The 13041-nt window shown below is 57.3% G+C and carries 10 protein-coding genes; 4 read left to right on the top strand and 6 right to left on the bottom strand.

Features of this window, described 5'->3' with window-relative positions; translation table 11 throughout:
- Positions 1-758 precede the first annotated feature (758 nt).
- Positions 759-4379, top strand: coding sequence for a TonB-dependent receptor (locus tag OHL23_RS01670; protein WP_263350035.1), 3621 nt, complete (start codon positions 759-761; stop codon positions 4377-4379).
- Positions 4380-4561: 182 nt separating this feature from the next.
- Entirely contained in the window at positions 4562-5797 is a 1236-nt protein-coding gene (locus OHL23_RS01665) for a tetratricopeptide repeat protein (RefSeq protein ID WP_263350034.1), read from the top strand.
- A gap of 9 nt (positions 5798-5806) precedes the next feature.
- Here OHL23_RS01665 and OHL23_RS01660 read toward each other — a convergent pair whose 3' ends face one another.
- The 4 genes from OHL23_RS01660 to OHL23_RS01645 form a co-directional block, all read right to left on the bottom strand.
- Positions 5807-6157, bottom strand: coding sequence for a hypothetical protein (locus tag OHL23_RS01660; RefSeq protein WP_263350033.1), 351 nt, complete (start codon positions 6155-6157; stop codon positions 5807-5809).
- Complete coding sequence (gene eutC, locus OHL23_RS01655) at positions 6154-6999, bottom strand: ethanolamine ammonia-lyase subunit EutC (protein ID WP_263350032.1); 846 nt, start codon at positions 6997-6999, stop codon at positions 6154-6156. Before eutC ends, OHL23_RS01660 begins: the two co-directional genes overlap by 4 nt.
- Positions 6996-8399: an ethanolamine ammonia-lyase subunit EutB gene (locus tag OHL23_RS01650; protein ID WP_263350031.1), complete on the bottom strand. Its 1404-nt coding sequence runs from the start codon at positions 8397-8399 to the stop codon at positions 6996-6998. Before OHL23_RS01650 ends, eutC begins: the two co-directional genes overlap by 4 nt.
- A 186-nt stretch (positions 8400-8585) precedes the next feature.
- Entirely contained in the window at positions 8586-9248 is a 663-nt protein-coding gene (locus OHL23_RS01645) for a TetR/AcrR family transcriptional regulator (RefSeq protein WP_263350030.1), read from the bottom strand.
- A 95-nt stretch (positions 9249-9343) separates the two neighbouring features.
- Here OHL23_RS01645 and OHL23_RS01640 point away from each other — a divergent pair, with 95 nt between their 5' ends.
- A complete protein-coding gene (locus OHL23_RS01640) occupies positions 9344-10219 on the top strand; it encodes an SDR family NAD(P)-dependent oxidoreductase (RefSeq protein ID WP_263350029.1) in 876 nt (291 codons plus the stop codon).
- Positions 10220-10381: 162 nt separating this feature from the next.
- Here the strand turns inward: OHL23_RS01640 and arsB are convergent, their stop codons facing one another.
- Both arsB and OHL23_RS01630 read right to left on the bottom strand, forming a co-directional pair.
- Positions 10382-11479 carry an ACR3 family arsenite efflux transporter gene (gene arsB / locus OHL23_RS01635; protein WP_263350028.1) on the bottom strand — a complete coding sequence of 366 codons (1098 nt, stop codon included), beginning with the start codon at positions 11477-11479 and terminating at the stop codon, positions 10382-10384.
- A gap of 44 nt (positions 11480-11523) precedes the next feature.
- Positions 11524-11943, bottom strand: coding sequence for an ArsR/SmtB family transcription factor (locus tag OHL23_RS01630; RefSeq protein WP_263350027.1), 420 nt, complete (start codon positions 11941-11943; stop codon positions 11524-11526).
- A 75-nt stretch (positions 11944-12018) separates the two neighbouring features.
- Between OHL23_RS01630 and arsM the strand changes: the two genes are divergently transcribed.
- Positions 12019-12939, top strand: a complete 921-nt coding sequence (gene arsM, locus OHL23_RS01625; protein ID WP_263350026.1) for an arsenite methyltransferase — start codon at positions 12019-12021, stop codon at positions 12937-12939.
- The last annotated feature ends 102 nt before the right edge of the window (positions 12940-13041 follow it).

The raw sequence follows: 13041 nt of genomic DNA, 5'->3' as shown, positions 1-13041 counted from the left end.
TTGATGGCGCAACTATAAATAAAAGCTGTATATGCAGCCAATCTTTTTTCCCCGAAACCAGCCGGACCGTCGCCGCTCTCACTTGAGCGTTGTTGGTCATAAATATCGCTCGCCGCCTCGGGAGCTGCGCTCGCAATATGTAAACTTTTACATTGTTATCCTTTGGTTTCCTATCTATTTACTTGCCGCGAACATCTTGACAAACGTTTCGTCGACCGCATTTAATGCGTAGCGGCGTAAAGTAAGCACTCTTAAGCTGCCTCTGCTTAAACGTTTGACTGGAGTCCGCAGCTTTCATATTTCAGAGCAGGGGCGTGGCGGGGCGCGACTGAATCGAAGCAGGCTAACAGAATTGGACGCAAATTCAACGACTTAGACGGCAGGGGCAAGCAACTGGGATCTGGGGTCAATTTTCCACTTGACAAAAGATACGCACTTCGCCTTGAATGCTTGGGCAGCGTATCCAACCCACATATGTGCTCCGAAGTAAATCGCTTCACTACGGAAGACCGTATGAGGAGAGAAGCCAAGGAGCGCATTGCTCTATAAAAGACGCGGCTTGAAGATCGAAAGTTTCGAGGTCCGAAAGTCACGCGGAAAACGGTACCAAATGTGAAGAGCGCTTAGTCAAGGCTCAGCTATCGACCGGCAAAAAGAAGGCACTTTTTCCATCATCTCGGCTTCATTCAGAACCACGGTCGAAGCACATAACAAGAAGTTGGGCAATGCAAGAGAACCAATTTGAAAAGGAAGGTCACATGAGACTCGCGAGATTCAGATTTCTCATCGTGCCGGTGTTCTTTTTGTTCGCATGCGTCGCAGCAATGGCGCAGCAGAACTCAGAGATCGTCGGTACCGTTACGGACCAGACCGGAGCGGCAGTACCAGGCGCAACCCTGACACTGACGCAAACAGAGACCGGATTCGTCTACAACACAGTCAGCAACTCGACGGGCGGTTATGCCTTCAATGGCCTGAACGTCGGTACTTACAACCTGAAGGCGTCGGCCAAGGGATTCGAGGGCTTCACCGCTACTGGCCTGGCGCTGAACGTTTCGCAAACGCTCGCGCAAGAGATCAAACTGACGATCGGCGCGGAAACGGTCAACGTCTCCGTGACTGCAGATGCGTTGCAGGTGCAAGCCGAGTCCAACACGGTCAGCAACCTGATCAGCGGCGAGCAGGTTACTGAGATCGCCACCGAGAACCGTAACTTTACCGCTCTGGCCGCTCTCGGCCTGGGTGTCAGCTCGCTTCTTCCAGACAACAACACACCTACTTCAGTTGCATCGAGCGCGAGCATCAGCGTGAACGGCTTGCGTGAGAGCCATAACATCTGGCTGATTGACGGTGGCGAAGCGGATGACCGCGGCGGCGCAGGCGGCATGGATGTTATGCCTTCGCCTGACGCGATTGCCCAGTTTGAAGTGCTGGCCAGTAACTATCCTCCGGATTACGGTATCGCTTCCGGCGCAACGATGAGCCTTTCGCTCAAGAGCGGTACGCAGAAGTTTCATGGTGAGGCGTACGACTTTCTCCGCAACGACGATCTGGACGCCAACTATTTCTTCAACAAGTACAATCGGAGCTGCACACCGACCTGCAGCGCCAGCTACTCACCGGTAGCCAAGCTGCGCCAGAATGTCTTTGGTGGCAACGTCGGCGGACCGCTGTTCATTCCGCATCTCTACAACACCAACAAGCAGAAGACATTCTTCTTCTTCAACCAGGAATGGCGCAGGATCATTCAGGGCAGCGCACCTAACGTCCAGCCTACGATTCCTGATGCCGATCGCCCGGTCGCCGGACAGGACCTGACGTATTTCGCACCTGCATATGCACCCAACCAAGTGCTCCAAGTTCCATCCACAACACAGGTATCCGATCCGGCCTTTGCAGCCAAAGTGGCGGCGGCTGGACTCGTGCAGGGCGCACCGTTCGGGACCAATAGCAGCGGACATCAGTTTATACCTGCCTCGATGTTGAGCCCCAATGCGGTGCTTTATCTGCAGTCGCCGCTGATTCCGAAGGTAACCAATACTTCGAATGACAACAGCGTTTCTTCGATCGTCAACCCTATCAACGTTTGGGAATCGATTGTTCGTATCGATCACAAGGTCAACGATAAGTGGCAGATTCTTGGCCATTACATTCATGACTCAGTGAGCCAGGGCTATCCGGATGCCGATCTGAACTGGAACTGGGAATCGTACAACACCATCAGCAGCACGTTGAGCAATCCGTCGAACAGCGCGGCCATCAAGATGAGCGGCGAAATCAGTCCGAGCCTGCTGGTGGAAGCGTCGATGAACTATGACGGCAACATCATCAACATCACCAACTCCGCAGATGCGCTCACGCCGAGCGGTTGGACTCAAGCAAACTTCTTCACGAACTCCGGCTCGAACCAATTTCCGGGTCTCAACGGCCTCTCCGGAAACGGCATCGGCGTTGGCGAAGAAACCGGTTACGGCGGCTGGCATAATGCTGCCGAAGACTACGATCCGAAGGTGGATATCTCCTACACCCGCGGGAAACATGCCTTCAAGTTTGGCTTCGGCTACAACCGCTACACCAAGAATCAGCAGCAGCAGGCTGACTCGGCAGGCGATTACAGCTTCAGCCAGAACCTGACAGGCAATGGCAACGGCGGCACCTCCGGCGACCCATTCATGAGCTTGGCTATCGGTCTCTCGGGCGGCTTCTCGCAACCGCAGTCCGACGCCATTCGTCACTATGTCAACCAGACCACTTCGGTGTATGGAAACGACAACTGGAAGGTTTCACCGCGCTTCAGCCTGCAAATCGGCTTCCGCTACGATGCTCTGCCGCATGCGTGGGAGCGCAACAACGCACTGGCTAATTTCGTGCCATCGCAGTATATCCAGATTGCGCCGATGTGGAATGCGGATAACTCCATCAACTCCGCCAGCGTGGGCGTGAGCCAACCGACAGGTTTCCCCGGGAGCTACTATCTGAACGGCATGGTCTTCCCTGGAAACCCAGGTGTCCCGCACGGTCTGGTCAACAACGACTACGACACCTTCCAGCCCCGTGTAGGATTCTCGTATGACCTGACCGGGACCGGCAAGACCGTTCTTCGCGGCGGCTTTGGCACATTCTACGAGCGCATGCAGGGCAACGATATCTATGGCCTTGCGAACAGCAACCTGCCATTTGAGTACACACCAAGCGTCAACAACGTGTACTATGACAATCCACATTGCTCATGGTCTTCTACGGCATCGACAGCGAATCCGTCGAACTGCCTGAGTGTCTCTAACCTGCCCATTCTTCCGGCGAGCCTCACCACTCTCGACACCACCTACAAGGCGCCTGCGACAGCTCAGTTCAGCCTCGGCATCCAGCACGAGCTGCAGCCTTCGCTGATATGGGTGCTTCAGTATGTTGGCAACCTTGCCTGGCATCAGAACGTCGATGTCAATCTCAACAATTTTCCAATTAACACTCCCAACATCATCCGCCAAACCGCTGCCGGCTTCAACGGCTTGACCTTCAAGAATCCGGGCCTCGCCAATGCCTACCGTACTTACGCCGGCTATGGCGGCATAAGCCAGGAAGAGAATACGACCAATGGAACTTATAACGGGTTCCAGACTGGTCTCCGCGCGCAAAACAAGCATGGATTGAGCGGCGAGGTAGACTACACCTACTCGCACGTGATCGATCTGACCGACACGGATCTTCAAGGAGTCAGCAATCCGTGGAACTTGAAGTACGACAAGGGCGGTGGCGAGTATGATCGTCGTCACATCCTGAGCGCCAACTACATTTACAAGCTACCTGTCTTCAACCAATCCCAGGGACTGCTTCATACAGTGCTGGGAGGATGGGAGCTTGCAGGTACGATCATCGCTCAGTCTGGATCGCCTATCAGTAACAACAACTCGCAAGCTGGATTTAGCGGCGTGGACGACCCGATCGGCTTGGACGGTGGTTACACCAACCGTGCCAATCTCGTATCGAAGATCCACTACAGCAAGAAGGTAGCGGATTGGTTCGACACCACTTCCTCCGACTTCGGCGATTGCCCCGTGACACCAGCCAATCCCGGTGGAACGGCCCCGCTTTGCGCTCCTGTTCCTGGCTGGTTGGGTGGTCCGAATCTGGGCTTCGGCAACGCCAGAAGGGATACTTTCATCGGACCGGATCGCGTGAACTTCACGACTTCACTCTACAAGTCTTTTGCAGTGACGGAGCGTGCTCACTTTGATCTGCGTGTCGAAACCTTCAATACCTTCAACCACACGGAATTCAACAACAGCATCGGCGTGACGGTCGGTGGTGGCAACTACGGCCAGGAAACCGGCACGTATGATCCACGTGTGATGGAAGTGGCAGGCAAGTTCGTCTTCTAAACTTACCGCAACCTTGGGGCGCTGCTGGAGTTACTTCCCGCAGCGCCCCTTTTCTTTTGTTCATGGCATTACGAGCGCTGGCTGCCTTGTGAATCTCTCTTCGGGGCGAGTATTCTTTGGGTGCGAGCTGGGCGCGACTTTCGGGCTATTCGGAAAACGCCTTTATTTATTGGAGGGTGGAGTTGAAGTGCAACGTAATAGTCTGCGCAGCGAGCCTATTGCTATTTGCGCAGTTATCTTCGGCGCAGCAGAATGCCGCGACGAAGCAGAAAGCGGCTGTCCCTCCTGCTGAAGTGCAGAAGGCCCTGGCTTTGGAAGCGCGCGGTGAATATTCCGACGCGCAGGCGGCATGGGAGATCGTGGTCAAGGATCAGCCGCGCAACGGGCAGGCATACGCGCATCTTGGACTGCTGGAAGCGCGCCAGGAACACTACCCCGAGGCGATTGCTTTCTATCGAAAAGCACAGGCGCTCGATCCTGTGATTCCGCAACTGAACCTGGACCTTGGATTGGCGTTGTTCAAGTCGGGGAGTTTTCGCGAATCGGCAAAACTCTTTGAGGCTGAACTGAGGAAGCATCCGAAGTCGCCCGAAACGCAGAAGCTAACGACTCTGGCGGCTATGTCGCACTATGGCGCGCGGGAGTATTTCGCTGCGGTCCCATATTTCAAAGAGGCTGCGGCTGCTGATCCGCGCAACTTGAGCATTCTTCTGCCATTGGCGCACTGCTTGTTATGGACCAAGCAACTGGATGCAACGATGGAGGTGTTCAAGGAGATCCTGACGATTGATCCTGACTCGGCTGAGGCAGACATGATCGCGGGAGAGGCGCTGGACGAAAAGGGCGATGAGGACGGGGCAGTGCAGCAATTTCGCGCCGCGGTGCAGGCGAACCCAAAGGAGCCGAACGCGCATTTTGGCCTGGCGTATTTGCTGTGGACACAGAAGAAATTTGACGAGGCCATTCCGGAGTTCAAGGCCGAGTTGGCGAATGACCCGAACAATAACCAGGCGATGATTTATCTGGGCGATACCTATGTCCGGCAGGATCAGTTTGACCCGGGCAAAGTGATATTAGAGAAAGCCGCGCGCTATCCGACCCCTGACCCGTTGATTCATCTCGACCTCGGGATTGTGTACGCGGAGACCGGAGACAATGCAGCGGCAATCCGGGAGTTCAACAAGACGGTAGAGCTGGAGCCTGATAATGTTACGGCGCATTTCCGGCTGGCTACGCTGTACCGGTCGATAGGCAAGAAGGATGAGGCCAAGGCGGAGTTTGTCAAAGCTAATTCGCTCAACAAGAAGAAGGACGACAGCGTGCATCAGCGGATTGCCGCGGCGAATGCGCGACTCGGGCCGGATGCCAGTCCTGCGCAGACGCCGCCTGACGTGAATGTGAAGCCAGATCAGAATTGAACTGGAGTGCTAGGCCGGTTCGGCGTAGAGCGGGTGGCGGCGGAGGTACCAGCAAGGCGGCGAACCGTTCTGCGGAAAGAGGGCTTTTGCGCAGGAGGCCGGGCCTGTTCCTTCGTAGTAAAACTCGGTCTTGTTGCCTTTGAGCGGTGCGGCCATGTAGCGGGTAACAACGATCTGATCGAGCGGCTGTCCGCGCAGTAGAAATACCAGGTAGTCTCCAATGTAGACGAGGGCCGCGGCTGCGAGGATTGCCAGCACGGTCAGCGCGAGCCAACGCAGGATCATCTGTCCGGGGGTGCGGCCGACCGGGCTGCCCTGATTTGCGGACTGCGGGCTGGTTGTGGTGTTTATTGCTGTCATGCCGTGTCCTCTAAGGCAGGCCGTATGTCCGGATCCTTCAAGGCTACTCCGGAAAGCTGCCGGGCGCGAGCCTGATCGATGTAGTGCAGCAGGCGCGCGGCTGCCTGGGGATAGGGTAGTCCTTCTTCGCGAATGTTGGATATGCAGTTGCGATCGGCGTCGGTGGTGCGGCCGGGCTGCGGTTGCCAGGTTATGTAGGCTCCTAGCGAGTCGGGGGAACTGAGGCCGGGACGTTCGCCGATGAGTATAACTACGAGCGCAGCGGAAAGAGTCTGGGCGACCTCGTCGGCGACGGCTACGCGGCCCTGTTCGACGATGCAGATCGGGGCTAATTGCATCTCTGGCGTGGTTTGATGGAGGGCGGGGAGTAGCGCAGCGAGAAGCAGGATGACGTGGCGTTCGACGGCGAGTGCGGAGAGGCCGTCGGCGATGACGATGGACAGGTCGAAATTTAGGCTGGAGCGAGGATAATTCTGCAAGCGCTGGAGGCTGCCGGTGTCGAGTTTGCGGCCGAGGTCCGGGCGCTGGAGGTAGGTTTGGCGATCCGGAGCGCCGGAGTGGAGGAGCAGAACTTCGCGTGGCCCTTGAATAGGATTCAGAAGGGTACGGAGTTCGGCGAGCAGGCTGGCAGGCTGCAATTGGGCGTGAACTGCATCGCGGGCGCGGGCGTGGGCTAATTGGAAATCGAGCAGTTCAGTTGTCGCGATGCTGGTGCCGGATTTGCGCAGGGCCACTCGGGCTGGGGTCAAGGAGCGTAGATGGTCTGAGATGAGCGAGTCTGAGATCGGCAAGTCCGAGGGCAGCAACGGGAGTAACGGGTTGACGGGCGCGGTTTCGGTCATGCGGGTAGTGGCCTTCTCACGAGATGATTGACGACAGAAAGGGGAGCGGAGGCTTCAAGGCGCAGTTGGCGGAAGCCGTCGCCGTTAAGCCATGCTTCAAACTCGGGGGCTGGACGCAGGCTCAGCGCGTGGCGCAGATAGAGGGCGTCGTGGAAGCTGGTGCTTTGGTAATTGAGCATGATGTCGTCGGCTCCGGGGACGCCCATGATGTAGTTGATGCCCGCCGCTCCCAGCAGTGTGAGCAGGGCGTCCATGTCGTCCTGGTCCGCTTCGGCGTGATTGGTGTAGCAGATGTCGCAGCCCATGGGCAGGCCTAGGAGTTTGCCACAAAAGTGATCTTCGAGCGCGGCACGGGTGATCTGCTTGCCGTCATACAAATATTCCGGACCGATGAAGCCTACGACCGTGTTGACGAGCATGGGCTGGAAGTGGCGGGCGACGGCGTAGGCGCGGGCTTCGAGGGTTTGCTGATCGATACCGTAATGAGCGTTGGCCGAGAGCGCCGAGCCCTGGCCGGTTTCGAAATACATGACATTGCGGCCGGTGCTACCGTCCGCGCAAACTGCGCCGCGATGGAGAGACTGGGCGGCTTCGTGGCCCTCTTTGAGCAGCGCGAGGTTGATGCCGAAGCTGGCGTTGGCGGCTTCGGTGCCGGCGATGGACTGAAACAGCAGGTCCAGCGGAGCGCCTTGCTCGATGGCCGCGATTTGCGTGGTGATATGGGCTAACACGCAGTTTTGCGTCGGGATGGTGAAGCGCTCGCGGATTGCGTCGATCATGCGGAGCAGGCGGCTGACGGTGGTGGGGCTGTCGCTGACGGGGTTGATGCCGATGACAGCGTCGCCTGAGCCGAGCAGAAGGCCGTCCAGCATCGACGCGGCGATGCCTGTCGGGTCGTCGGTGGGGTGGTTGGGCTGCAACCGCGTGGAGAGTCTGCCTGAGAGCCCGACGGTGGTGCGGAAGCGTGTTACGACTCGAATGCGGGCAGCCACGAGGATGAGGTCCTGGATGCGCATGAGCTTGCTGACCGCAGCGACCATCTCCGGGGTCAGGCCCGGGCTTAGAGCTGTCAGACGTTCGGCTGTGGCGTCGTCCGAGAGCAGCCAGTCGCGAAACTCGCCCACGGTGAGCGAGGCGATGGGGGCGAAGGCTGCCGGATTGTGCGAATCGACGATGAGGCGGGTGACTTCATCGGATTCGTAGGGTATCAGGTGTGAATCGAGAAAGTGCTTGAGCGGAAGGTCGGCGAGAGCGTACTGCGCGGCGACGCGCTCCTCGGCAGAGCGGGCGGCGATGCCGGCTAGCGCATCTCCGCTGCGAAAGGGCGTGGCTTTGGCCATCAGTTCGCGGAGGGTGGCGAAAGTGTGGCGGATGTTGCCGAGGGTGTGGCCGTACTCCATGGAGATAAGCTTAGGGCATTTCGACGCGGATGCATGTCAATGCTTGTTTTGACGCCGGAGTGCCTACGCTTTCTGACCTGGTTCGCTATGCCTCATCGTGTTGGACTTCCACCGGCTGCTCCTTGCCGGTCTCCCGGGCGCACTGCGAACTCTCTGTACGCCCCGCTCCATTCGCGGTCAAACAGACTAGCGTTTGGTGCGGTCGGTGAGATATCCCGTGATCAACGCTTCAAGAATATGCGCCAGTCTTGGCTCAACGTCGACGATCGCATGCGCGAGCTCAGGCTCGCTGCGATAGAGCGCCAACACCTGGGGGCCTGGCGTTGCCATCTGCCATAACGCCCCGGCCATGCTGGTAGCGGTGGCGATCGTCTCGGTGGCCTGCTGTCTAGAGAGCCCTAACAGTCGCTTCATCTCGGAGCCGATCACCTTGACCTCGTTCAGCGCGACGAGCTTGAACGCTCGTACGGCATCGAGAGATACGTTGCGTTCCAGATTCAGTGGAGCCTGAGCGAGCAAGTCGCAGAACATCGGTCGCGCCGTGAGCGTTTTCGCAAAAATGGCCGAGACAGCCGCAGGGGAAACTTCCGCAAGTTGAGAAAGCTCGTTCCTTAGCGCGGAAGACCATTCGCGCCAGCCTTCGGCAGTCAGGACAAGGAAGATCTGCTCACGTGTCTCGAAATAACGCAACAAGGCGGACTTGTGCATGCCGATGGCATCGGCAATGTCGGTGAGAGTGATCTGGCGCACGCCATGCGTTGCGGCGAGGGCACGGGCCGCCTCAAGGATTGCCGCTTCACGCTGCTCTTTGGCCTCGCTGCTGCGGGCACGCTGAAAATTCTGGGTCATGATTTTAACGAAACAGTGTTGCGTTATTAACGAAACGCTGTTATCTTAACTTTAGCCCGAATGGGTTCGGAGTATCAACAAGGAGTACCTACAAAATGACGACTCATCAAATCTGGTTCATCACAGGTTCCTCGCGCGGCTTCGGCTGGGCTCTCGCTTCTGCAGCTTTGGAGGCGGGCGACTCGGTGGTTGCAACGGCCCGTCGCCCGGAACAGCTTACCCCTCTCGTCGAACAGTACGGCGAGCGTGTCCTTCCCGTAGCCCTGGATGTGACGAACGGCGCGGCGGCCAGAGCTGCGATTGAGGCGGCGGTCCGCCGATTCGGACGCATTGACGTGCTGGTGAACAATGCCGGCTACGCAAACATTGCTCCGGTCGAAACCGCGCCGGAGGAGGACTTCCGTCGCCAGTTTGAAACGAATTTCTGGGGCGTCTACAACGTCTCAAAGGCCGCGCTGCCTCTGCTGAAGCGGCAGGGATCGGGCACCGTCGTGCAGTTTTCGTCAATCGGTGGCCGCGTCGGCGGTACTGCTGGCCTCGGGTCGTATCAGGCGGCGAAGTTCGCGGTCGACGGGCTCACCCGCGTTCTTGCCTCCGAAACAGCGCCGTTCGGCATTCGCTACCTCACCGTCGAGCCCAGCGGCTTCGCCACGGATTGGGCGGGCGCATCCATGGAGATTCAGGACATCCCGGCCGAATACGACGGCACCGTTGGCGCCCGCGCCCGCCTCATGGGAACCGATTTGGTCAAAGCTGGCGATCCCAGGCGCGCCGGCGAAATTCTCGTACGCGTCGTCAAACGCGAACACCTGCCCACGCACCTGCTCCTCGGTGCCTACGCGTTCGATCTCGCCCAGAATTATTCCCGCAGCCAGATCGCGGAGGTCGAGGCGTGGCGGGAGATCAGCACTTCCGCGGACTTCGACCGGCCGTATCCGGTCGATCTGCCTGAGGACAGATCTCTTCGATAACGAAGACCGGTAGGACGCCAGGAACGACCCGGGAAGAGATCGAACGCCGCTTCGGTCCGATGAGCAACTTGTCATATTGAATCTCAAACTGCTGTCCGCTTCCATTGCGCATTGTGATCGGCTTGCGATTAGGATCAATACTCCCAGCGGTATGGTTCGGCATTAGCTGGATTGCGGTAAGTTCCGTGCGGTGGGCGAGCGAGTGCCAATCGGGAATCCCGCCGCAGTCGAGAAATAGCGCTTCCGCAGCCAGAACGCGACGTTGACGAGGCCGATCAACGCCGGAACTTCCACCAGGGGACCAATCACGCCAACGAAGGCCTCGCCAGAATTCAGCCCAAACACCGCCACCGAAACGGCGATAGCTAATTCGAAATTGTTGCCCGCAGCGGTAAAGGAAAGAGTCGCGGTCTGGGCGTAGTCGGCTCCGAGCTTATGTCCCATCCAGAAGCTCATTAGAAACATGACGAGGAAATAGATGACAAGAGGAAGTGCGATGCGAAGTACGTCGAACGGAAGTTTGACGATCAAATCGCCTTTGAGACTGAACATTACAAGGATGGTGAATAGCAGTGCGACAAGCGTAAAGGGGCTGATGCGCGGGATGAACCGGGTCCGATACCATTCCTCGCCTTTGACGCTGAGTAGAACGAAGCGGGTCAGCATTCCTGCGAGGAACGGAATGCCGAGATAGATGAAGACGCTCTTGGCGATCGGTTCGATACCGATGTTGACGACCGAGCCCTTGAGACCAAACCAGGTGGGAAGAATCGTGATGAACACCCAGGCGTAGAGGCTGTAGAAGACTACCTGAAAAACGCTGTTCAGCGCGACCAGTCCTGCGACGTAGTCCGTGTCGCCGCCCGCCAACTCGTTCCAAACCAAAACCATGGCGATGCACCGAGCAATACCGATGAGGATCAAGCCACGCATGTAGGCAGGCTCTCCGCGCAGAAGTGTGACGGCCAGCAGAAACATCAATACGGGACCAATAATCCAGTTCTGAAGCAATGAGAGCCCTAAAACGCGGCGATTGCGGAAGACTTCGCCCAGTTTTTCGTAGCGGACCTTGGCCAGCGGCGGATACATCATGATGATGAGTCCAATAGCAATAGGGATGTTGGTCGTGCCTGACTGGAAACTGTTCACGAACGCCGCCGAACCAGGAACAAAGTGCCCAAGCCCGACACCGATCGCCATGGCAAGGAATATCCACACTGTAAGAAAACGGTCGAGAAAGGACAGTTTCTTGCGTGGCATCGGTGTGCACACCTGGCCCTTGGTATAAGGACGGTTTGACATAATCACCTCGAAGCGAAAGTAGTGGATGATTCAACTAGCATCGGCAGAGGCGCGCCTTGTAAGGCCACGAACTTCCCCGGGACGCAGCACGCCTTGGTCAGCTTTGCCCGATCTGCCTGCATGGTCTTCTCTTCCTTGAACCATTGCAGAGTCTCCTGCAGAACCTTCGCCGCGCCTTCGTTGGGAGGCATCACGATACGGTAGTGCATCCACTTGCCATCGCGCCGCGTCGTCACGATGCCGGCATTTCGCAGATATGCGAGATGTCGGGAGATCTTCGGCTGGGGCTGACCCAAAATCTCCACGAAATAACAGACGCAGATTTCCTGATCTCCCATCAGGTTCAGGAGCCGCAGCCGGGTACTGTCTCCAAGCGCCTGAAAGAACCGTTCAATATCAAATGTCTTCTGTCTCGCTGCCATATCGTGATTATATTCGCATTGACAGATGTGTACAGCGGAAATATATTCAGTTTGGCAGATATATCAGGAGGCGCTATGACAGAACAATTGCTCGAATCGGTGCGGTCAAAGTACGGAGCGGTCGCAGAGAGCACGCTCTCCAGCAAAGATCCAGGCGTGAAGGCGGTCGCAGAGGCCTTTGGATATAGTCCGGCTGAACTGACTTCAATTCCTGCCGAAGCCAACATGGGGCTTTCCTGTGGGAATCCCACCGCGATTGCTTCCATACGTGCGGGTGAGGTGGTCGTTGATCTGGGATCGGGCGGCGGCATGGATGTCTTTCTGGCATCGCCCATGGTCGGCCCCACCGGGAAGGCCATCGGCGTTGATATGACGCCCGCGATGATCGAACGTGCCCGAACAAACGCACAAAACGGTGGATACCAGAATGTCGAGTTTTATCTTGGGACCATTGACCATCTTCCCCTGGCGGATGGGTCGGTCGATTGCGTCATCAGTAACTGCGTCATTAATCTGGCTCCCGACAAGCCCGCTGTCTTCCGCGAGATCGCACGGGTGCTCAAACCTGGTGGAAGACTCGCGGTAAGCGACATTGCACTCAAGGCTGAGTTGCCGCCTGCTATGGCACAGAGCATAGCGGCGTATGTCGGTTGTATCGGCGGGGCGATCAAGATAGACGACTACCGTGACGGGCTACACGCCGCAGGATTTGAGCATGTAGAGATTGTGGATAGCGGAGCCGATCTGAACGCCTATGCGAAGGTTGAAAATCAGGCCGGGTGCTGCTCTCCGTCAATGGCCTCAGTCAATGGTTTGACGGTGCTGGCAGATGCCTGCTGCTCCAGCGACGCGCCCGCACACGCGAGCCTTCACGAGGACTTGACCAAGCTCCTTTCCGAATATGATGTCAATTCCGTCGCAGCCAGCGTGAAGGTTTATGCCGTGAAACCGGCTGTCGCAAACCAGAATTGCTGCGGTCCGACTTGCGGCTCGTAGAGGCAGCGTATTTTTATCTTTGCCTCTCTCTACTCTTGACCAACTCGCCATACAGAAAGAAATCCACAAGATAGGACATCAATAGATGCCCACTCAATCAAA

The sequence above is a fragment of the Acidicapsa acidisoli genome, assembly GCF_025685625.1.
Classification (GTDB): Bacteria; Acidobacteriota; Terriglobia; order Terriglobales; family Acidobacteriaceae; genus Acidicapsa; species Acidicapsa acidisoli.
The sequence above is the reverse complement of the archived record's forward strand: the minus strand, read 5'-3'. Positions and strand labels throughout refer to the sequence as shown.